Origin of the sequence: Microbacterium sp. UBA7513 (genome assembly GCF_002478345.1) — a bacterium.
Classification (GTDB): Bacteria; Actinomycetota; Actinomycetes; order Actinomycetales; family Microbacteriaceae; genus Microbacterium.
In genome coordinates, this window is the sequence record NZ_DLNJ01000020.1 from 24,460 (window position 1) to 44,515 (window position 20,056).

A 20,056-nucleotide genomic window follows, 5' to 3' on the forward strand; every position below is an offset into this window, starting at 1 on the left:
GGATGGGGGGATGCACACCGCGAACCTGACCCGCGAGGAGACCGCGGCGCGATCCGCCGCGATCACCCTGCACCGCATCCGCGTCGAGCTGGACCTGACCGGAGCCCCGGAGCGGGCGCGCACGGGCTTCCCGACCACGACGGTCCTGGAGTTCGATGCGACCGTCCAGAGCACGTGGCTGGACTTCATCGGCGAGGAGGTCGTCCGCGTCGAGGTGAACGGCGAGGAGCGGGCCGTCGTCTATGACGGGGCGCACCTCGCGATCGACGGCCTCGCGGCCTCGAACGTGGTCCTGGTCGAGGCGGTCGGTGCGTACAGCCGGTCGGGGGAGGGCCTGCATCGGTTCCACGACCCGGCTGACGACCGCACCTACCTGTACACCCAGTACGAGCCCGCGGACTCCCGTCGGGTGATGGCCTGCTTCGAGCAGCCGGACATGAAGGCGGAGTACACCTTCGTCGTCGACGCACCGTCCGGGTGGGAGGTGCTCTCGAACCAGTCGCCGGCACACGTCGACCTCGGCGTCGGCGTGCAACGGGTGCAGTTCGCCCCCACGCTGCCGATCTCCAGTTACATCACCGCGGTCGCGGCCGGTCCCTATGCCCGCGTCGACGGGGAGTGGACCAGAGACGAGCAGCGGGTGGCCCTCGGGGTGTTCGTCCGCCGCTCGCTCGTCGACCACCTCGAGGCCGACGAGATCCTGGAGGTCGCTCGACAGGGGCTCGACTTCTTCACCGACGCCTTCGCCTATCCCTACCCGTGGGGCAAGTACGACCAGATCTTCGTCCCCGAGTACAACCTCGGCGCGATGGAGAACCCCGGTCTGGTCACCTTCACGGAGGGCTATCTCTCGCGCGGTGCGGCCACCGAGGCGCAGCGGGCGGGCCGGGCCAACACGATCCTCCACGAGATGGCGCACATGTGGTTCGGCGACCTCGTCACGATGACATGGTGGGACGACCTCTGGCTCAAGGAGTCGTTCGCCGATTACATGGGCTCGCACGCCTCGGCGGTGGCCACCCGCTTCCACGATGCGTGGGTGACGTTCGCCATGCGTCGCAAGGCCTGGGCTTATCAGCAGGATCAGCTCCCCACGACCCACCCCATCGTCGCCGACATCCCCGATCTTGAGGCCGCGAAGCTGAACTTCGACGGCATCACCTACGCCAAGGGCGCCTCGGTGCTGAAGCAGCTCGTCGCTTTCGTGGGCGACGAGGCGTTCTTCGAAGGCGCCCGGCGGTACTTCGCCGCCAACGCGTTCGGCAACACCACCCTCGACGACTTCCTCGTCGAGCTCAGCGCGGTGTCCGGCCGGGACATGACCGACTGGGCCGCCGCCTGGCTGCAGACGACGGGCGTCTCGACGATCTGGACGGAGACCGACGCGGACGGAGGACACCACCTCGTGCAGGACGATGTGCGTCCGCACCGCCTGCGGATCGGGCTGTATGACCGCGTGGACGGCCGCATCGTGCGGCGGGAGCAGCGGGAGCTGGACCTGATCGGGGAGCGCGCGGACGTCGACCTCCCCGAGGCCGATCTCGTGCTACTCAACGACGACGACCTCACCTATGCGAAGGCGCGCCTCGACGAGCGGTCCCTCCGCACCGTCGAGGAGTCGTTGTCCGACATCGAGGACCCGCTCGCCCGTGCGCTCGTGTGGTCGTCGCTCTGGAACGCCACCCGCGACGGCGAGCTCGACGCGGTCCGCTTCGTCGCGATCGTGCGGGCGCACGCCCCGCGGGAGTCGAACGGCGGTCTGCTGGCCGCGGCGCTCCTCGACGCTGCTTTCGCGCTGCGGCATTTCGTCCGCGACGACCGACGCGATGCGGAGCAGCGCGCCTGGACCGAGGCCACGTGGTCGGCGCTGCAGCAGGCGGAGGCCGGCAGCGACGCCCAGCTCTCCTGGGCGCGCGCTCTGGCGGCGGCTTCGGCTTTCGACGACGTCCGCCACGCCGAGATCCGCACCCTGCTCGACGGCGACGTGCCGGAAGGGCTCGTCGTCGATCCCGATCTCCGGTGGCAGCTGCTCACAGCCCTCGTCACGACGGGTCACGCCGACCTCGCGGACGTCGCGGCGGAGGAGCAGCGGGACGACACCGGGGACGGACGCACTGCGGCGCGCCGCGCCCGCGCCTCCGTCCCCGACGCGGCGGCGCGCGCGGCCGCCTGGACGGCCGCGTGGGACGACCGGTCGCTCACCAACGACCACCTCGATGCCGAGATCGGGGGCTTCCGCGCCGGCGGCCGCCGCGACCTCATCGAGTCCTTCGACGAGGAGTACTTCGATCGGATCGGAGCCGCGTGGACGGAGCGGAGCATCGAGATCGCTCGTCGACTGGTGATCGGTCTGTTCCCCGCGCGGTCTTCGCTGGACCTGGTCGATGCCTGGCTGTCGGCCAGCCCCGAGGCCCCGGCGGCGCTGCGACGACTCCTCATCGAGCAGCGAGACCACCTCGCGCGTGACCTGCGGGTGCGGGGCGCTCAGGGCTAGGTCGCGGCCTCCACAGCCATGCCCATCACCGTCCGCACGATCCACGGATGCGCATGGTCGTCGGCGATGTGGGTCATGCCGAGCTTCTCCGCGACCCCTCGTGACGCCTGGTTCTCGGGGTGGATGATGGCGGTGAGGAGTATCGGCGCGAACGTCTGGGCGACAAGGTCGACGCAGGCGCGCGCCGCTTCGGTCGCATAGCCGCGTCGCTGGCGGTCGGTGCGGACGTGATAACCGACTTCGAGCACGGGGGAGCCGTTTACCGACTGCCAGGTGAGACCGCAGTCGCCGAGGAACTCCCCGTCATGCGTCTCGATGATCCAGAGACCGTGGCCGTCCTCGCGGTAGCGCTGCTGCATGCGCGCGATCCACTCGGCGGCCTCCGTTCGCGACTTCGGTGCCGGGTAGTGGGCCATGACCTCCGGATCCCCGAGGAGCGCCGCCATCTTGTCGAGGTCGTCGGCGGTCATCTCTCGGAAGGCGAGCCGCGGCGTCGGGGCGGGCAGGAGGCGTCGCGGTGGGGTCACAGATCCACGGTGTCGCCGGGTTCGAGCACGAGGAACTCGCCGCCGCCCTGCTCGGTCGCCCACTGCAGTCGCTGGCGGTGCATGTTCTTGCCGATCACGGACAGGGTCATGTCGTGCGTGCCGAACGCCCGGCGGGGCTTCACGGCGAGCACGTAGTCGATGGCCTCCCCGATCTTGAGCCACGGGGCTCCGAGCGGCGCGGCGAGGGTGCCGACCTCGACGCCCTCGGGCACCGCATAGGAGTCACCGGGGTAGTAGAACGTGTCGTTGACGAGCACGCCCACGTTGTCGATCGTCGGGATCGACGAGTGGATCACCGCGTGCGTGCCGCCGAAGAAGCGCAGGGTGAAGGCGCCGACCTCCACGGTCTCGCCGGGGGAGACGACGGTGACCTCATAGCCCTGCGCAGCTTTCGCCACGCCCTCCGGCCCGAAGATCGGGGTCCCAGGGGCCGCGCGCAGAATCCGGTCGAGGTGCTCCGGCGTCCAGTGATCGGGGTGCTCGTGCGTGAGCACGATGGCGACCAGTCCGCTGAGATCGTGCAGCGGGGCGGTGAAGGAGCCCGGATCGATCAGGAGGGTGTCGTCGTTCTGGTCCAGACGAAGGGTGGCATGTTCGAACTTGGTGACGCGCATGAGTCGAGTCAACTCCTTCCCGGAGCCTGCGGCAAACAGAAATCGGCGCGCCACGCCCGGGATCACGGGTGGACCGGCCTCGATTTGGCGCAGTGAGAATCGCCGTGGCATACTTGAACGGTTGTCGCGGAACGGAAAAGTTCCGCAAGACGGCCCCATCGTATAGCGGCCTAGTACGCCGCCCTCTCACGGCGGTAACGCGGGTTCGAATCCCGCTGGGGTCACACAACACGACGAAAGCCCTCCGGTTCTCCGGGGGGCTTTCGTCGTTCCGGAGCGTGCGCGTCAGTCGTCCGCGCGCAGCGACAGCGTACGGAACGCGCGAGCCCGGAGCGGCACGAGCATGAGCGCCATCATCGCGCCACCGGCCACGACGAACGGCACCCAGACGGCGGTGAGGGAGGCGAGTGCGCCGAAGCCCGCCATCGCGAGCGGCATCAGGCAGTCGTCGCCGAGCCGGGTGAGGGAGCCCATCCGACCGAGGAACGCGGTGTCCACCGTCGCGGCGAACGTCGCGCTCAGCAACACGGAGGCGTATCCCGCGGTGGCACCGACCACAGCCGCGGCGACGGCCACCGTCCAGACGGGGCCGAACCCGAGCGCGACGATGCCCGCTCCCTGCACGAGGAGAGCGCCGAATCCGCTCCGCGCCTCGTGGCGCGGCCGCCATCTCGCGACCGCGGCCGCGCCCACGGCGGCACCGAGGCCGAGGAGGCCCTCGAACAGGCCGACCGCGGGAGCTCCCCAGCCTTCGGCGTGCGCCCGCAGGGCGAGGCCGATGCCGACGGCCGGCCCGACCGCGAGGTTGAGCCCGGAGAGGGCGATGACGAGCGTGCGCGTCGTGGGGTTCGCGCCGAGGTGGGCGAACGCCGCGCCGATCGCGCGCAGGGACGACGTGCGCGGGGCCCGGGCGAGCCGGAACCGCGGGCGCAGGGCGATCGCCAGGAACCCGACGACCAGGGCGAAGGTCACCGCGTTCGCCGACGCGCTCCCCGCGAGACCGGCCTGGGCGACGAGCAGGCCGCCCAGCGCGGCACCGCCCATCGTGCCGAGGCGGGACGCGGTCTGGATGACAGCCGCGTAGGAGGGGAGGTCGTCGGTGCGCACCAGCTGTCGCCCGATGGTGCCGGCCGAGGGTTCGTAGAACGCGTCGCACACCCCGAACGCCACAGCGGCGGCGAGCAGGACGGGCACGGTGGGCGCATGCGAGACCGTCCACACGGCAGCGGCGACGAGCACGCCCACACGCACCGCGTTGCAGACGATCATCACCCGGCGGGCGTCGGCACGATCCGCGATGACTCCGCCGAAGAGCAGGACCATGGCGCGCGGAATCGTGCCGGCGGCGACGATGAGTCCGGCGATGGCGGGGGAGGCGATCTGCACGGCCGTCCACGCCAACGCGATCGTCCACACGGCGTCGCCGGCGTCGGACAGAGCCTTGACGCCGATCCACGCGTGCACCATCCGGTCACGCCGGAACGGAGGGGGAGGGGAGAGCTCGACGGGCGGGGTGAGCGCGGTCATCACGGCTCCGTGGGGAACGCGTGGGCGAAGAAGAACACCGGCGTGCGCGCCTGGCCGTCGCCTTCGTCGATCGAGGTCTGCCACTCCCGCACCACGCGCAGCACGCGCGTGGAGAGGTCCCGCAGTTCCTCCGGGGTCGCCCACGCGGTGGTCTCCGTGTTGGAGGCGTCGTAGTCCGCGACGGCGGGGTCGCCTCGGCGGCGGTGCCAGCGCTGCAGACGGTCGATCTGCATGCGGATGCCCTGCCGCTGCGCCTCCCGGGCGAGGAGTGCATCGCCGGGGGAATCGGCGAAGTCCTCCACCGACCAGGTCAGGCCGCGCCGGGCGACCGTCCACCAGCTCGTGCGCCGATCGCCGGTCGGGTCGGCGGCGCGCTCGACGATGCCGGCACGCTCGAGCATCCGGAGGTGATGGCTGATGCTGCCGACCTGACTCTCGAGCGCGCGGGCGATCGCCGTCACCTGCGAGGTGTCGTACAGCAGGAGGTAGTCGTAGATGCGTCGTCGCAGCGGATGGTGCACGGCGGTGATCACGGAGATGTCTTCCACGCCCCGAAGGCTATGCAGCGGTTCGGAGACGCACAAGACTTCTTGTATACCGCGGAACGGCGGGCTACTCCTCCGTGCGCAGGGAAACGGCCGCCGCCTTCCGGCGCCGTCGGCCGCGACGGACGAGCCAGACGATCAGCACGACGACAGCGGCCACCGCGAGCCAGGGGAGGAGGAAGCCGAACGCGACCACCAGGGCGTTCAGCGAGACCACCAGACCGTTCCATCCGGCTCGCAGCCCGTCGCCGAAGCCCGCGGGGTCCGCCGCGGCCGGTGCGTCCGCCCTCGACAGATCCACGGTGAGAGACGACAGGGCCACCTGGTCCTCCAGCGCGGCGAGCTGCTGTTCGTACGACTCGAGCTGTGCCTGGCGATCGGTGAGCGCGACCTCGGCCTCGATGAGATCGGCGACCGTGCCCGACTGGCTCATGAGCTCCGTCAGCCGCTGCACCGAGGCGCGGGTCGACTCCACGCGGGCGCGGAGATCGATCGCGGTGGCGGTGACGTCCTGCTTCGTGACGGAGGACGAGAGCACCTCCCCGGTGTCGCCGAGGGCGGCGATCACCGTGGTCAGGTCGTCGGCGGGGACGCGGACCGTGATCCAGCCGTATCCGGAGTCGGCGGGGACCCGCTCGGCGGGAGCATCCGACGCGACCGCCTTGCCGACCTCGGTGCTCTCGACGTAGCCGCCGTGCTCGACAGCGAGGTCGCCGATGGCGGCGGCGGCCTCGGCGATGTCCTTCACCTGCATCGACGCCTGGGCCGAAGCGACGATCTCCCGGCCGTCTTCCGCGGATGCTGCCGCGTCCGATCCGACGGCACCGGGCAGGGTCGCCCCCTCGACAGCGCGGTCCGGCACGGCCGACCCCGCCTCGTCGGTCGACCAGCCCACGACTCCGTCCGCTGTGGACACGGAGGAGCCGCCCCCGCCCACGGCGCCGAGGATTGGCGGCGTCACCAGGACTCCGACGACGAAGGCCGCCGCGATCCCGCCGGCGGTGAGCCATCGGCGTCGACGTCTCCTGGCGCGCTCTGCGCGCGGCGAGACAGGTGGCCGTTCGCCCTGGATCTCGGTGAAGACGGCCTCCTCGATCCGTGCGATGGTCGCGTCGGACACGGGCGGGAGGCTCTGTTGCGGGGTCTGGTCGTTCATGCGTCCCTCACTTCCTTGACAGCGCCGCGCAGCTGGGTGCGCACGCGTGAGAGACGGTTCCGGACGACGGCGTGCGTCACACCGAGCTCGTCGGCGGCGGCCTGGTAGGCGTAGCCCTCGGACGCGCACAGCCGGAAGATCTCCCGGTCGAGCTCGTTCAGGGTGCCCACCTCCGCGGCGATCCTCGCGGCGAGCGCCGCCGTGATCACCTGGTCCTCGACGCTGACGACGTCGGGGAGCTGGTCGTCGGCCGCGTCCGTCGTGTGCGCCTGGTCGCGGCGACGCTGGCGCAGCCGGTTCGCGGCCTGGAAGCGGCAGATCGTCGCGAGCCAGGGGAGGATCGACTCTCCCTGCAGCTCCAGGCCCGGAAGCTTGCGCCAGGCGACCACGAAGGTCTCCTGCGTCACGTCTTCCGCGTCGGCGACGACGCCGAGGATGCCATGGGCGATCCAGTACACGGGCCGCACGTGGGCGCGGTACAGGGCGCGGAAGGCGCTCTGATCGCCGGTCGCCGCCTGGGCGGCCCAGCGCTGGTCACTCGTCTGTCCGGGCATCCTGATTCCGTTCGGTGTCTCTCCTGGAGAGTGTCGGCGGATGTCCCATCGTCTCAGCACGGATTCGGATCCGCCGTCGTATGTCGACTTCCTCGTCCCGACGACCCCCACCTCCGGTAGCATGGCCCGGGCGAGAGGGAGTATCCCGAATCCGCGCGTAACGTCATCACGAGCACCGACATCGCTGCTCCGGGCGCGCGCCGCACATCTGCGGGGGAGAGACTTTCGACTCATTCCCGACCCCTCGCGAAAGGTGCACAGCGCCCGTGGACATCCCTGTCTGGTTCGAGATCACGTCGATGGTCGTCCTCACGATCATCCTGATCGCCGACCTGCTCCTCATCCGGCTGCGACCGCACATCCCCTCCACCAAGGAGTCGACGCTGTGGGTCGTGTTCTACGTGGGCCTCGCGCTGCTCTTCGCGGTGCTGTTGGGGAACGTGGGCGGATGGCAGAACGCCGGGGACTTCATCACCGGGTGGGCGCTGGAGTACAGCCTCTCCGTCGACAACCTGTTCGTCTTCGTGCTGATCATGGCGCAGTTCGCGGTGCCGCGACGCCTCCAGCAGCAGGTGCTCATGGTCGGCATCATCATCGCGCTGATCCTGCGCGGGCTGTTCATCCTCGTCGGCGTGACGATCATCGAGAACTTCTCGCCGATCTTCTACCTGTTCGGCGCCTTCCTCGTCTACACGGCCATCCGCCAGGCGATGCCGGAAGGCGAGCACGAGGACGACGTCAAGCGCGAGAACTTCATCGTCCGGCTGCTCCGCCGCCGGATCGACATCAGCGAGACCTACGACGGCTCGAAGATCCGCACGACCGTTGACGGGAAGCGGATGTGGACGCCGATGATCATCGTGTTCATCACGATCGGCGTCACCGACCTCATCTTCGCGATCGACTCGATCCCCGCGATCTTCGAGATCACGACCAACGGCTTCCTCGTCTTCGCCGCCAACATCTTCGCGCTCATGGGGCTGCGCCAGCTCTACTTCCTCCTCGGCGACCTCCTGGACCGCCTCCGCTACCTGCACTATGGCATCGCCGTGATCCTCGGGTTCATCGGCATCAAGCTGATCCTGCATGCGCTGCACGTCAATGAGCTCCCCTTCATCAACGGCGGCGAGCACGTGGAGTGGGTGCCGGACATCGACAACATGGTGTCGCTCGCCGTGATCCTCGTCTCGATGACCGTGGCGACGATTGCGAGCCTGGTCGCGTCGTCCCGGGAGAAGCGCGCCGAGAAGCGCGCGGCCGCGATCCGGGACTGATCCGGCACTGATCCGGCGAGGCGCGGGTCAGAACGCCTGCAGATTGGCCTGCAGGCCGCCGTCCGCGTACTCGCGCCGGAGGAGCCCGCGACGGCGGAGGATCGGCACCAGCTCATCAAGGGTGCGGTGCAGGGTGACCGGATGGAAGTCACCCCAGAGGAGCACGCCGTCGTTGCCCCACTCGCCGAGCTCCTCGACGAGATCGGCGAACTCCTCCGCGGTGCCCACGAAGCCGCTGCGATCATGCAGGCGCCCGGTCCTGGCGAGTGCGGTCAGGTGCGCGCGGAGCGGGGCATCCTCCCCGCGATCCCCGATGAGCCGCTGGATGCTCCCGCGGGAGACGTGGGCTCCGAAGATCGAGGGGTCGAGCGGGCTGTCCAGATCGAGGGCCGTGAGGTCGGTCTCCAGGTCGCTGGACTGCTTCCGGGCGATCTGTGCGAGCGCGGCGTCGTCCGGGTGGGCGGAGGCGGCCACGATCCGGTCGGCCTCCTCGGCGGACGCCGTGATCACGGGCTGGATGGCGAAGAGGACCTTGACGTCCTCGGCCCGGCGTCCGCGGGCGAGAGCCGCGTCGTGCACCCGCTGGCGATACTCCCGCACCGCCTTCTCGTGCAAGGGGGCGAGCGCCAGCTGGACGTCGGAGTTCGCCCCCGCGAACGCCAGGCCGCGTCCGGAGCCGCCGGGGGAGACGATGGCCGGCTCGCCGTCCGTGAAGGGCAGGGCGTTCAGAGGGCCGTCGAAGTCGTAGTGGGCGCCGCGGTGCTGCACCGGACGCATGCGCGTGCCGTCCGCGTAGACCCCGGAGACGGGATCGGCGACCAGTGCACCGTCGTCCCAGCTCCGCCAGAGCGCGCGGATGCCGGCGAGCCATTCCTCCGCACGGTCGTACGCCTCGTCGTGGCCGAGCTGCGGGGCCGCGGAGAAGTGCCGGGCGCTGCCGGTGTCGGTGACCACGTTGAGGCCGAGCCGGTGTCCGCTGAGATGCTGCAGGGTCGCGAACTGACGGGCCGACGTGTAGGGCAGCGAAGCCGCCGGGTTCACCGTGGGCACCACCCCGAGATGACGGGTCGCCTGGAAGAGGTACGGTGCGAGCAGCAGGGGGTCGTGCTTCGGGCCGCCGAACGCATGACGCACGCGCAGATCGATGGTGTCCGCCGACCCGAGCGAGGGGCTGTCCTCGATGATCACGAGGTCGAAACCGGCCTGCTCCAGGGTGCGCGCGGCCTCCTGGTAGACCTCCGGGCGCGTCCAGTCGTAGTCCCAGTCCAGGGACGGATACCCCCACCCCTGAGGGCCGAAGCCCCGGGCGAGGAACCACCCGAAGTGCTGCAGGCGGCTCATGCCACCGTCTCCCTGACGCTCTCGAGCACCCGCGCGAGGTCGCCGATCAGGTCGTCGACATCCTCGATGCCGATCGACAGCCGCAGGGTGCCGGGGCCGACACCGAGGGTCCGACGTTCCTCGTCCGTGCGCTGCGCGTGGCTGGTCGTGCCGGGATGCAGCACGAGCGACCGCACGTCGCCGATGTGCGTCATGTGCGTGAAGACGGACACCTCCTCCACGAAGCGACGGGCCGCGGAGAGACCGCCGCGCAGGGTGAAGGTGAAGATGGAGCCGAACCCGCCCTCGAGGTAGCGCAGCGCGGTCTCGTGGTGAGGATGCGAGGGCAGGCCGACGTAGTCCACGCTCTCCACGGCGTCGTGAGCGGCGAGCCAGCGGGCGACGGCGAGGGCGTTCTGCGACTGGCGCTCCACACGCAGGCCGAGCGTCTCGGTGCCCTGGCCGATGAGGAACGCGTTGAGGGGCGAGGGGGACGCACCGAACCGCGGGGCCACCGACTCCCTGGCGTACCCGATGCGGGCGCGGCCGCCGTGCCGCGCGAAGACGCTGGGTGCGCCGCCCCGCCCCGGCAGCACGAGGTGCGGGGCATTGTGCCCGGCGCGCTCGGCATCGAACCGGCCGTCGTCGATCACCACGCCGCCGAGCACCGCGCCCTGGCCCGCGAGGAACTTCGACGCGGAGTGCACCACGATGGCCGCGCCGTGCTCCAGCGGCCGGAGGAGGGCCGGGGTGGCCAGGGTGTTGTCGACGATCAGGGGGACGGCGATCTCGTCGGCCACGGCACTGACCGCCGCCATGTCGAGGATGTCGTTCCGCGCATTCGCGAGCGACTCCGCGAACAGCGCCCTGGTCGTCGGGCGCACGGCGTCGCGCCAGGCATCCGGGTCCGCGATGTCATCCACGAACGTCGTCTCGATGCCGAGGCGGGCGAGGTTGTCCAGGAACAGCCCGCGGGTGCCCTCGTAGATGTGGGTCGAGGAGACGATATGGTCGCCGGCCCCCACGACCGAGAGCAGGGCGGTCGTCACCGCGGCCTGTCCGCTGGCCACGAGGACGGCGTCGGCACCGGATTCCAGACTCGCGAGCTGCCGCTCCACCGCATGCACGGTGGGGTTCCCGGTGCGCGTGTACCCGAATCCGGTGCCCGTGCCGAAGTGGTCGGCAGCGTGATCGAAGTCGTCGAATTCGAACCCGGCCGTCAGGTAGATCGGGGTCACGCGGGAGGCGGCAGCGGCCCGGCCTCTCGCGGCGTGCACGGCGCGGGTGGCGAAACGGGCGGTGTCGGCGGTCATGCGGGGCCTCTCGGTCGGTCGGGTGAGCAACAGAGTGTCACGGCGTGTCTCGGCGTGTCCCAGCGGTGGTAACCTGACGTCATGCGGACCGTGCTCCTTCTTAGCGGCCGCGGCGAGACCTCGATCTGAGCCCCTCCTCGTCGCGGAGTCCATCGTGGGCCGAACCGCCATCCACAGGAGACACGCCATGACCACCACCGCCGGTGCGGATTCCGCACGCCCCAGGACCCTCGCCGAGAAGGTCTGGGATGACCACCTCGTCGTCAAGGGCGAGGACGGCCAGCCCGACCTCATCTACATCGACCTGCACCTCGTGCACGAGGTCACCAGCCCGCAGGCCTTCGACGGCCTCCGCAGCGAGGGGCGCCCGCTCCGCCGGCTCGACCTGACCATCGCCACGGAGGACCACAACACGCCGACGTGGGAGATCGACAAGCCCATCGCCGACCTGACCAGCCGGACGCAGATCGAGACGCTGCGCCGCAACGCCGCCGAGTTCGGCGTGCGTCTGCACTCGCTGGGGGACGCGGAGCAGGGCATCGTGCACGTCGTCGGCCCGCAGCTCGGCCTGACCATGCCCGGCATCACCGTGGTCTGCGGCGACTCGCACACGTCCACGCACGGTGCGTTCGGCGCGATGGCGTTCGGCATCGGCACCAGCGAGGTCGAGCACGTCATGGCGACCCAGACGCTGCCGCTGAAGCCGTTCAAGACGATGGCCATCACCGTCGAGGGCACGCTGCGTCCCGGCGTCACGGCGAAGGACATCATCCTCGCCGTGATCGCCAAGATCGGCACCGGCGGCGGTCAGGGCTATGTGCTCGAGTACCGCGGCAGCGCGATCCGCGCGCTCTCCATGGAGGGCCGCATGACGATCTGCAACATGTCCATCGAGGCGGGCGCCCGCGCCGGCATGGTGGCTCCGGACGAGACGACGTTCGCCTACCTCGAGGGCCGTCCGCACGCGCCGAAGGGCCAGGACTGGGACGACGCCGTCGCCTACTGGCGCACGCTGCCGACCGACGAGGGCGCCACGTTCGACGCCGAGGTCTTCATCGACGCCGACGAGCTGGAGCCGTTCGTGACGTGGGGGACGAACCCCGGTCAGGGCAGCTCGCTCTCCGCCACGGTGCCGAACCCGGCGGAGATCGCCGACCCGAACGAGCGGGCCGCGGCCGAGCGGGCTCTGGAGTACATGGACCTGACGCCGGGAACGCCCCTGAAAGAGGTACCGGTCGACGCGGTGTTCATGGGCTCGTGCACGAACAGCCGCATCGAGGACCTCCGGGCCTTCGCCTCCATCATCCAGGGCAAGAAGAAGGCAGACGGCGTCCGGGTGATGGTCGTTCCCGGCTCCGCCCGCGTGCGACTGGAGGCCGAGGCCGAGGGCCTGGATCAGGTCATCAAGGACTTCGGGGCGGAGTGGCGCTTCGCAGGGTGCTCGATGTGCCTGGGCATGAACCCCGATCAGCTCGCCCCGGGGGAGCGCTGCGCCTCCACCTCGAACCGCAACTTCGAAGGGCGCCAGGGCAAGGGCGGCCGCACCCACCTCGTGTCGCCGCTCGTCGCGGCGGCGACCGCCATCCGCGGCACCCTGTCCAGCCCGAGCGATCTGGAGGCCTGACCATGGAGAAGTTCACCACCCACACGGGCATCGCCGCGCCGCTGAAGCGGTCGAACGTCGACACCGACCAGATCATCCCTGCGGTGTTCCTCAAGCGCGTCACCAAGACGGGCTTCGAGGACGCGCTCTTCCACGGCTGGCGTCAGGATCCCGCCTTCGTGCTCAACCAGGCGCCGTACCAGGGAGCGTCCATCCTCGTCGCCGGCCCCGACTTCGGCACCGGTTCCAGCCGTGAGCACGCGGTCTGGGCCCTTCGCGACTTCGGCTTCAAGGTCGTGCTGAGCCCCCGGTTCGCCGACATCTTCCGCGGGAACGCGGGCAAACAGGGGCTTCTCGCGGCGACCATCTCCGAAGCGGACCTGGAACGGTTCTGGGCCTTCATGGACGCTGTTCCCGGTGCGCGGATGACCGTCGACCTCGAGGCGCGCACCGCCGCCGTCGGCGACCCCGCCGGGGGCGCGGAGGGTGGCTTCCAGGCCGACATCGGGATCGACGATTACACTAGATGGCGGCTCCTCGAAGGGCTCGATGACATCGGGCTCACGCTGCGCAACGAAGACAAGATCGCGCAGTTCGAGGCCCGTCGCGAGTCGTGGCGGCCGCGGACCCTCCCCGTCCAGTGAGACGGAGGGGGCGGGGGAGCCAGGGGTAAACCCGCCCCCGATGAACGAAGTGAGGCCCCGAATGACGACACCCGTGCGCGACGCTCTCTCCGACGACGTCCCCGCGCTGACCGGAGACGTCCTCGCCATCCGTGGAGGTCGTCCGCTGCGCGGACGCGTCGACGTGAAGGGCGCGAAGAACCTCGCCACCAAGGCGATGGTCGCGTCCCTGCTCGGGGAGACCACGAGCGTCCTGCGCGACGTGCCGGCCATCAGCGACGTCGCCGTGGTGCGCTCGCTGCTCGAGGTGCACGGGGTCCGGGTGTCGGAGGGAGACGAGCCCGGCTCGCTGGTGTTCGACCCCAGTGACGTCGAGTCGGCGCATTTCGAGGAGATCGACGCCCACGCGGGCGCCTCGCGGATCCCGATCCTCTTCTGCGGCCCGCTGCTGCACCGCCTGGGTCAGGCGTTCATCCCCGACCTCGGCGGCTGCCGCATCGGCGACCGTCCGATCGACTTCCACCTGGACGCTCTCCGCAAGTTCGGGGCGATCGTCGAGAAGCTGCCCAGCGGCATCCGCCTCTCGACGGGAGGGACCCGCCTGCACGGCGCGAACATCCACCTGCCCTACCCGAGCGTCGGCGCCACGGAGCAGGTGCTCCTCACCGCGGTGCGCGCCGAGGGCATCACCGAGCTCCGCAACGCGGCGATCGAGCCGGAGATCATGGACCTGATCGCCGTCCTGCAGAAGATGGGCGCGATCATCTCCTACGAGCCGAACCGCGTCATCCTCATCGAGGGCGTCGAGAAGCTCCGCGGCTATGACCACCGGTCGATCTTCGACCGCAACGAGGCGGCCTCGTGGGCGTCGGCCGCTCTGGCCACGGACGGCGAGATCTTCGTCGGCGGTGCCAAGCAGCAGGAGATGCTGACCTTCCTCAACGTCTTCCGCAAGGCCGGCGGCTGGTTCGACATCCAGGAGGACGGGATCCTCTTCCGGCGCGATGGCGACATCAAACCGGTCGTGATCGAGACCGACGTGCACCCGGGCTTCATGACCGACTGGCAGCAGCCGCTCGTCGTCGCGCTCACCCAGGCCCACGGCCGCTCGGTCGTGCACGAGACCGTGTACGAGAACCGGATGGGCTTCACCGAGGCGCTGGTCAAGATGGGCGCCGACATCGTCGTGCACCCGCGCGGTCTGCAGGACGGGCCCCGGCGCGTGCCGCGTCGTGATCTGGAGCAGGCAGCCGTCATCACCGGTCCCACGCCTCTGCACGGCGCCGACATCGTGGTGCCCGACCTGCGCGGCGGCTACAGCCACGTGATCGCGGCCCTGACGGCCACGGGCGAGTCGAAGGTGTCGGGCGTCGACATCCTGAGCCGCGGATACGAGAAGTTCCTCGCCAAGCTCGACGCGCTCGGCGCCGACTTCGACGTCCTCCGGTGAGCCCCATGGCTTCCCGGTCTCCGGAGAAGACCCGGCCGAGCGTGTTCTGGCCGCTCGCGGCGATCGTCGTCCCGCTGGTGTCGCTGATCGCGAAGGTCCGCATCATCGGTGCGGAGAAGGTCCCGCGAGAGGGCGCGTTCGTCCTGGCCCCGAACCACTACTCGGAGTTCGACCCGCTGATCGTCGCTTTGGCGGTCTGGCGGATCGGGCGCGCTCCGCGGTTCATGGCCAAGGAGAGCCTCTTCCGCGTGCCCGTGCTCGGGTGGTTCCTGCGCAAGACGGGGATGATCCCGGTCGCACGCACCTCGTCGGCGTCGTCCGCGAAGCAGACGATGGCCCAGTCGGCAGCTCTCGTGGAGCACGGCCGCGGTGTCATCGTGTACCCGGAGGGCACGCTCACCCGTGACCCCGACATGTGGCCGATGCGCGGCAAGTCGGGGGCGGTGCGGCTCGCCCTCGCCGACGGCATCCCGCTCATCCCGATGGCGCAGTGGGGCACCCAGGCGATCATGGGCCGCTACCAGAAGGGGCTGAGCCTCTGGCCGCTCCGCAAGCCCGTGACCGTGATCGTCGGCGACCCCGTCGACGTCTCCGACCTCCGCGGTCGCGCCGGCGAGCCGGCGGCTCTCACGGAAGCCACCAACCGACTCATGAACGCGATCACCGCGCTGCTGGAGCAGGTGCGCGGCGAGAAGGCCCCCGCGGAGCGCTGGAACCCGGCGAGCCACGGCCAGAAGGAGACCGGACGCCTTGACCCCTAAGAGAACCCTGCCGGCCGGACCCCGCGTCGCCGTGATCGGCGCCGGCAGCTGGGGCACCACGTTCGGCAAGATCCTCGCCGACGGCGGCGCCCACGTGACGATGTGGGCGCGCCGTGCGGAACTGGCGCATGAGATCGACGAGGCGAAGCGCAACTCTCGCTACCTGCCGGGCATCAATCTGCCCCGGACGATGGCGGCCACACACGAGCTGGCGACGGCGCTCGACGGCGTCGACCAGGTGTACCTGTCCGTGCCGAGCCAGTCGCTGCGGGAGAACCTCAAGGCGCTGCGCCCGCTGATTGCCACGGGCGACGCCAAGATCGTCAGCCTCATGAAGGGCGTCGAGCGGGGCACCGGCCTGCGCATGAGCCAGGTCATCCAGCAGGAGCTGCAGTGCGATCCCGACCGGATCGCCGTGGCCTCCGGACCGAATCTCGCCCTGGAGATCGCGCGGGAGCAGCCGACCGCGGCCGTGATCTCGTCGCGCAGCCAGGAGACGGCGGACGTCGTGGCTCGGGCCGCGCGCAACTCCTACTTCCGGACGTTCGTGAACACGGACGTCATCGGCACAGAGTTCGGCGGGGTGCTCAAGAACCTCATCGCCGTCGCCATCGGGATCGTCGACGGCGTCGGCTACGGCGAGAACACGAAGGCGTCGATCATCACCCGCGGCCTCGTCGAGATGACCGACTTCGCAGTCGCGAACGGTGCCCAGCCGGAGACCCTGCAGGGGCTGGCGGGGCTCGGCGACCTCATCGCGACATGTCAGTCGCCGCTGAGCCGCAACAACACGGCCGGGCGGCTGCTCGGACAGGGCTACAGCTTCCAGGATGTGGTGAAGCAGATGCAGCAGACCGCGGAGGGTCTGGCCTCGGTCGCTCCCGTGCTGCAGCTCGCCCGCGAAGCCGATGTGCACATGCCGATCGTGGAGCAGGTGAAGATGGTGCTCGACGGCAAGATGGATCCCCGGGACATCGCCCCGCACCTCACGACGGACGACGACACCCCGCAGGGGGAGAGGACCAACCATGGACAAGCAGACGGTGGTGGTGCTCTTCGGAGGGCGCTCCAGCGAGCATTCGATCAGTTCCGCAACGGCGGGGGGAGTGCTGGGCGCGATCGATCGTGACCGGTATGCCGTGATCCCGGTGGGGATCACCCGCGAGGGCGCCTTCGTCCTGGAGGACGACGACCCGGCGAAGTTCCCGCTCGACGCCGCACATCTCCCGGAGGTCGTCGACAACGGCACCCGGGTGCTCTGGCCGGAACCCGGCGGCGATCGCACCCTGCGGGTCGTGCACCCGGGCGGCGAGACCGAGGGGCTCGGCGAGATCGACGTCGTGCTGCCGATCCTGCACGGACCCCACGGCGAGGACGGCACGATCCAGGGCTACTTCGACACGCTCGAGGTCCCGTACGCCGGCGGCGGCGTCCTCGACTCGGCGCTGTGCATGGACAAGCACTTCATGAAGATCGCCCTGCAGGCCGCTGGGATCTCGGTGGCGCAGGGCGTGACCGTGCGTCGCCGGGACTGGGACGCCGATCCTGATGCTCTCCGCGCCCGCGCTGCCGACCTCGGCCTGCCCGTCTTCGTGAAGCCGGCGCGCGCCGGGTCGAGCGTCGGCGTCTCGAAGGTGTCGGCGCCGGAGGAACTCGACGCCGCCCTCGCGATCGCGTTCGCCGAGGACGACAAGGTGCTCATCGAGGCCGGCGTCACCGGGCGGGAGATCGAGGTGGCTGTCCTCGAGACGGCCGACGGCGTCCGCGCCTCCCTCCCCGGCGAGATCGTGCTGAGCGACCGCGGCTTCTACGACTTCGAGGGGAAGTACCTCGGCGGTGACGGCGTCGAGGTGGTGTGCCCGGCGGAGCTGACCGACGCCGAGGTGGCCGCGGTTCAGGAGGCCGGCGTGCGGGCCTTCCGGGCGGTCGACGGTCGCGGCCTCGCCCGGGTGGACATGTTCCTCACCCCGACCGGCGAGCTCGTCGTGAACGAGCTCAACACCATGCCCGGCTTCACGCCCATCTCGATGTTCCCGAAGTGCTGGGTCGCCTCCGGACTGAGCTACGGCGACCTCATCACCGAGCTCGTCGAGGCGGGCCTGCGTCGCTGACGTGGACGATTCCCCGCGCGCTCAGCTCGCGGGGAACTCCACACGGTCCGTGCACTGCGCGGTGGCCGGCGCGAGCCCGGACTGGATGTTCGACGAGAGGCTGTCGACGATCGATTGGAAGTCGACCTGCTCGCCGCGGCGGATGATCACCTCGACGGCCGGCTCGCGACCGTAGGTGACGAGGCGCTGGCGCTCTTCCTCCTGCTCCAGGACCAACCAGTCGACGCCGCCCAGAGTGGTGCAGACGAGGTCGGACGGAGCGGGCGGCTCCACCCCGCAGCGCAGGACGACCGTGGGATCCCCCCACGCGCCCGTGGCCTGCGCGTCGGTCCACACGCGCTCGTACCCGCCGACGCTGTCCGGCAGGAGCACGGAGACGTTCGCGCAGGCCGGGTCGTTCGCGTCGGCCGCCGGCTCGAGGTGCACGGTGGTGGAGCATCCGGTGAGTCCGGCGGCGAGGGCGATCGCCCCCGCGACGGCAGCGAGGCGGCGGGAACGAAGCATGTATCCAGGCTACCTTTGACGACATGCCCTCCCGACCCGACTCCGACGATCCGCGCCTGGGAGATCTCTCGGAGGGGCGCATCCTCCGCGCCATCCTCCAGCGCACTGCGCCGGGCGCGCACACGCTCCTCGGTCCCGGGGACGATGCCGCCGTGGTCGCCGCCCCCTCGGCATCGGTCGTCGCGACGACGGACACGCTCGTGCACGGTCCGGACTTCCGGCTGGCCTGGACGAGCGGGTACGACCTCGGCTGGAAGGCGGCGGCGGTCAACCTCGCCGACATCGCCGCCATGGGCGCACGCCCGACCGCGCTGCTCGTGGCCCTGGCCGTGCCGCGCGACCTCCGACTGTCGTTCGTGGAGCGCCTGGCCGACGGCTTCCGCGATGCCTGCGCGGCGCTCGCCCCCGGGTGCGCGGTGGTCGGCGGCGACCTCACGGTGTCCGAGGTGCTCACGGTGGCTGTGACGGCGCTCGGCGACCTCGAAGGGCGCCCGCCGGTGACCAGGGCGGGGGCGCGACCGGGTGATGTCGTCGCCGTCGCCGGAGAGCTGGGTCATGCCGCACACGGGTTGGCGGTGCTGTTCGGACGCTTCCGGGACGGCGAGACACCGGTGCCGGTCGATCCCGCGGCTCTCGCGTCCGGGGAGAGCGCTGCGGTCGAGGCGCAACTGCGACCGTCACCGCCCATCGGCCTCGGCGTGGTCGCGGCAGCGGCCGGGGCGACCGCGATGATGGATGTCTCGGACGGGCTCGCGCTCGACGCGCGTCGGCTCGCGGACGCCTCCGGGGTCACCCTCGCGCTGGACGGCGCAGCGCTCGGCGCGAACCCGCAGCGCGCGCTCGCGGGCGGGGAGGACCACGCCCTGCTCGCGACGTTCCCGGACGGTGTGCTGCCCCCGGGCTTCCGCGTCATCGGTGTCGTGCGTCCGCGCGGCGAGGTGGACCTGCTCTGCGACGACGGTCCCGTGGACGTCAGCGGCTGGGATCCTTACCGGGACTGGGACTCCGTCGCCGGCTGAGCCGTGGCGGAGGCGGTGTCCTCGCGGTCGGGCTCCGCCCACCAGAGGGTCGTGTCGCCGTAGGTCTTCTCCCGGAACACCCGGAGCCCGGCCGCGGCGAAGTCGGGTGTGGACGAACGCCGGGCGCGCTCCACGACCACGACGGCGTCGTCGCTGAGCAGCGGAGCCAGGGCGGCGAGGTCGCCGTCCATCGCCTCATCGTCGATGTCGTACGGCGGATCGGTGAAAACGAGGTCGTACGGGCCGGTCGTCCGCCCGAGGAACGCCCGGACGGTCGCCTCCTGCACCCGTGCGGTCGCGGTGCCGGAGGCCTTCGCGACGGCCGCGACGTTGCGCCGCACGACGGCTGCGGCCTGCCGCCCGCGCTCGACGAGGTCGGCGCTCCGGGCGCCGCGGCTCAGGGCCTCGAGCCCGAGCGCCCCCGAGCCTGCGTAAAGGTCGAGCACCCGGGCGTCCGCGACCGCGTCGAGCGACTCCAGGGCGCCGAACAGCGATTCGCGCACGCGGTCGCTGGTGGGCCTGGTCCCGGCGCCGGGGACGTCGAGCCGGGTGCCGCGTGCCGTTCCGGCGATGATCCTCGTCACCCGTTCACGATACGACAGGCCGCGGACGGTCGTGTCCGTGCGGTTCCCTAGACTCG

The 20,056-nt window shown here is 70.7% G+C and carries 19 protein-coding genes and 1 tRNA gene; 10 read left to right on the forward strand and 10 right to left on the reverse strand.

The genetic code is table 11. The annotated features are described in order from the left end of the window. Positions 1-10: 10 nt before the first annotated feature. The gene (pepN, locus tag B2W79_RS10650) at positions 11-2,494 is read left to right on the forward strand and encodes an aminopeptidase N (protein WP_292789425.1); all 2,484 of its coding nucleotides are present in this window, start codon (positions 11-13) and stop codon (positions 2,492-2,494) included. On the opposite strand, the gene B2W79_RS10655 is transcribed toward pepN, so the two are convergent. Beyond that, positions 2,491-3,021, reverse strand: a complete 531-nt coding sequence (locus B2W79_RS10655; RefSeq protein WP_292789427.1) for a GNAT family N-acetyltransferase — start codon at positions 3,019-3,021, stop codon at positions 2,491-2,493. The two genes, pepN and B2W79_RS10655, sit on opposite strands and share 4 nt — an antisense overlap. Continuing rightward, positions 3,018-3,656, reverse strand: coding sequence for an MBL fold metallo-hydrolase (locus B2W79_RS10660; protein ID WP_292789429.1), 639 nt, complete (start codon positions 3,654-3,656; stop codon positions 3,018-3,020). Before B2W79_RS10660 ends, B2W79_RS10655 begins: the two co-directional genes overlap by 4 nt. 151 nt (positions 3,657-3,807) lie before the next feature. On the opposite strand from B2W79_RS10660, the gene B2W79_RS10665 reads away from it, so the two are divergent. After that, positions 3,808-3,880: transfer RNA gene (locus B2W79_RS10665), tRNA-Glu, on the forward strand. Positions 3,881-3,941: 61 nt separating this feature from the next. On the opposite strand, the gene B2W79_RS10670 is transcribed toward B2W79_RS10665, so the two are convergent. From B2W79_RS10670 to B2W79_RS10685, 4 genes are all read right to left on the reverse strand, one after another. Continuing rightward, positions 3,942-5,183 carry an MFS transporter gene (locus B2W79_RS10670; protein ID WP_292789431.1) on the reverse strand — a complete coding sequence of 414 codons (1,242 nt, stop codon included), beginning with the start codon at positions 5,181-5,183 and terminating at the stop codon, positions 3,942-3,944. Continuing rightward, the gene (locus B2W79_RS10675) at positions 5,183-5,731 is read right to left on the reverse strand and encodes a helix-turn-helix domain-containing protein (RefSeq protein WP_292789433.1); all 549 of its coding nucleotides are present in this window, start codon (positions 5,729-5,731) and stop codon (positions 5,183-5,185) included. Before B2W79_RS10675 ends, B2W79_RS10670 begins: the two co-directional genes overlap by 1 nt. A 64-nt stretch (positions 5,732-5,795) precedes the next feature. Then, positions 5,796-6,884 carry a DUF4349 domain-containing protein gene (locus B2W79_RS10680; protein ID WP_071328493.1) on the reverse strand — a complete coding sequence of 363 codons (1,089 nt, stop codon included), beginning with the start codon at positions 6,882-6,884 and terminating at the stop codon, positions 5,796-5,798. Then, positions 6,881-7,438 (reverse strand): RNA polymerase sigma factor, encoded by a 558-nt coding sequence (locus tag B2W79_RS10685; RefSeq protein WP_292789436.1) that lies wholly within the window; start codon positions 7,436-7,438, stop codon positions 6,881-6,883. Before B2W79_RS10685 ends, B2W79_RS10680 begins: the two co-directional genes overlap by 4 nt. Before the next feature lie 266 nt (positions 7,439-7,704). On the opposite strand from B2W79_RS10685, the gene B2W79_RS10690 reads away from it, so the two are divergent. Further along, positions 7,705-8,712 (forward strand): TerC/Alx family metal homeostasis membrane protein, encoded by a 1,008-nt coding sequence (locus tag B2W79_RS10690; RefSeq protein WP_292789438.1) that lies wholly within the window; start codon positions 7,705-7,707, stop codon positions 8,710-8,712. 27 nt (positions 8,713-8,739) lie between these two features. Here B2W79_RS10690 and B2W79_RS10695 read toward each other — a convergent pair whose 3' ends face one another. Together B2W79_RS10695 and B2W79_RS10700 are read right to left on the reverse strand one after the other, a co-directional pair. Continuing rightward, a complete protein-coding gene (locus tag B2W79_RS10695) occupies positions 8,740-10,053 on the reverse strand; it encodes an LLM class flavin-dependent oxidoreductase (protein ID WP_292789440.1) in 1,314 nt (437 codons plus the stop codon). Further along, complete coding sequence (locus tag B2W79_RS10700; protein ID WP_292789442.1) at positions 10,050-11,345, reverse strand: O-acetylhomoserine aminocarboxypropyltransferase/cysteine synthase family protein; 1,296 nt, start codon at positions 11,343-11,345, stop codon at positions 10,050-10,052. Before B2W79_RS10700 ends, B2W79_RS10695 begins: the two co-directional genes overlap by 4 nt. 187 nt (positions 11,346-11,532) lie before the next feature. Here B2W79_RS10700 and leuC point away from each other — a divergent pair, with 187 nt between their 5' ends. The 6 genes from leuC to B2W79_RS10730 all read left to right on the forward strand — a co-directional run bounded on the left by leuC (position 11,533) and on the right by B2W79_RS10730 (position 17,893). Beyond that, on the forward strand, positions 11,533-12,969 hold the full coding sequence (gene leuC / locus B2W79_RS10705) for a 3-isopropylmalate dehydratase large subunit (RefSeq protein WP_136052180.1): 1,437 nt from the start codon (positions 11,533-11,535) through the stop codon (positions 12,967-12,969). 2 nt (positions 12,970-12,971) lie between these two features. Continuing rightward, positions 12,972-13,592, forward strand: coding sequence for a 3-isopropylmalate dehydratase small subunit (gene leuD / locus B2W79_RS10710; protein ID WP_292789446.1), 621 nt, complete (start codon positions 12,972-12,974; stop codon positions 13,590-13,592). Between the two features lie 61 nt (positions 13,593-13,653). Beyond that, positions 13,654-15,021: a UDP-N-acetylglucosamine 1-carboxyvinyltransferase gene (gene murA, locus B2W79_RS10715; protein ID WP_060922898.1), complete on the forward strand. Its 1,368-nt coding sequence runs from the start codon at positions 13,654-13,656 to the stop codon at positions 15,019-15,021. A gap of 5 nt (positions 15,022-15,026) precedes the next feature. Continuing rightward, entirely contained in the window at positions 15,027-15,782 is a 756-nt protein-coding gene (locus B2W79_RS10720) for a lysophospholipid acyltransferase family protein (protein WP_071328501.1), read from the forward strand. Further along, positions 15,772-16,911, forward strand: a complete 1,140-nt coding sequence (locus B2W79_RS10725; protein WP_292789449.1) for an NAD(P)H-dependent glycerol-3-phosphate dehydrogenase — start codon at positions 15,772-15,774, stop codon at positions 16,909-16,911. The genes B2W79_RS10720 and B2W79_RS10725 overlap by 11 nt, the downstream gene beginning before the upstream one ends. After that, positions 16,811-17,893, forward strand: a complete 1,083-nt coding sequence (locus B2W79_RS10730) for a D-alanine--D-alanine ligase family protein (protein ID WP_071328503.1) — start codon at positions 16,811-16,813, stop codon at positions 17,891-17,893. The genes B2W79_RS10725 and B2W79_RS10730 overlap by 101 nt, the downstream gene beginning before the upstream one ends. Positions 17,894-17,914: 21 nt before the next feature. On the opposite strand, the gene B2W79_RS10735 is transcribed toward B2W79_RS10730, so the two are convergent. Further along, positions 17,915-18,397 carry a DUF3515 domain-containing protein gene (locus B2W79_RS10735; protein WP_292789451.1) on the reverse strand — a complete coding sequence of 161 codons (483 nt, stop codon included), beginning with the start codon at positions 18,395-18,397 and terminating at the stop codon, positions 17,915-17,917. 23 nt (positions 18,398-18,420) lie between these two features. On the opposite strand from B2W79_RS10735, the gene thiL reads away from it, so the two are divergent. Further along, positions 18,421-19,416, forward strand: coding sequence for a thiamine-phosphate kinase (gene thiL, locus B2W79_RS10740; RefSeq protein ID WP_292789453.1), 996 nt, complete (start codon positions 18,421-18,423; stop codon positions 19,414-19,416). Here the strand turns inward: thiL and rsmD are convergent. Beyond that, the gene (rsmD, locus tag B2W79_RS10745) at positions 19,386-20,000 is read right to left on the reverse strand and encodes a 16S rRNA (guanine(966)-N(2))-methyltransferase RsmD (RefSeq protein ID WP_071328506.1); all 615 of its coding nucleotides are present in this window, start codon (positions 19,998-20,000) and stop codon (positions 19,386-19,388) included. The two genes, thiL and rsmD, sit on opposite strands and share 31 nt — an antisense overlap. Between the last annotated feature and the right edge of the window lie 56 nt (positions 20,001-20,056).

Bases quoted from the DNA above. Each gene is read 5' to 3' on its own strand.
- thiL (WP_292789453.1), top strand. From the start codon at position 18,421: ATGCCCTCCCGACCCGACTCCGACGATCCGCGCCTGGGAGATCTCTCG.
- B2W79_RS10730 (WP_071328503.1), top strand. From the start codon at position 16,811: ATGGACAAGCAGACGGTGGTGGTGCTCTTCGGAGGGCGCTCCAGCGAG.
- B2W79_RS10695 (WP_292789440.1), bottom strand. From the start codon at position 10,053: ATGAGCCGCCTGCAGCACTTCGGGTGGTTCCTCGCCCGGGGCTTCGGC.
- B2W79_RS10700 (WP_292789442.1), bottom strand. From the start codon at position 11,345: ATGACCGCCGACACCGCCCGTTTCGCCACCCGCGCCGTGCACGCCGCG.
- B2W79_RS10685 (WP_292789436.1), bottom strand. From the start codon at position 7,438: ATGCCCGGACAGACGAGTGACCAGCGCTGGGCCGCCCAGGCGGCGACC.
- B2W79_RS10660 (WP_292789429.1), bottom strand. From the start codon at position 3,656: ATGCGCGTCACCAAGTTCGAACATGCCACCCTTCGTCTGGACCAGAAC.
- B2W79_RS10720 (WP_071328501.1), top strand. From the start codon at position 15,027: ATGGCTTCCCGGTCTCCGGAGAAGACCCGGCCGAGCGTGTTCTGGCCG.
- B2W79_RS10735 (WP_292789451.1), bottom strand. From the start codon at position 18,397: ATGCTTCGTTCCCGCCGCCTCGCTGCCGTCGCGGGGGCGATCGCCCTC.
- pepN (WP_292789425.1), top strand. From the start codon at position 11: ATGCACACCGCGAACCTGACCCGCGAGGAGACCGCGGCGCGATCCGCC.
- leuC (WP_136052180.1), top strand. From the start codon at position 11,533: ATGACCACCACCGCCGGTGCGGATTCCGCACGCCCCAGGACCCTCGCC.
- murA (WP_060922898.1), top strand. From the start codon at position 13,654: ATGACGACACCCGTGCGCGACGCTCTCTCCGACGACGTCCCCGCGCTG.
- leuD (WP_292789446.1), top strand. From the start codon at position 12,972: ATGGAGAAGTTCACCACCCACACGGGCATCGCCGCGCCGCTGAAGCGG.
- B2W79_RS10680 (WP_071328493.1), bottom strand. From the start codon at position 6,884: ATGAACGACCAGACCCCGCAACAGAGCCTCCCGCCCGTGTCCGACGCG.
- B2W79_RS10670 (WP_292789431.1), bottom strand. From the start codon at position 5,183: ATGACCGCGCTCACCCCGCCCGTCGAGCTCTCCCCTCCCCCTCCGTTC.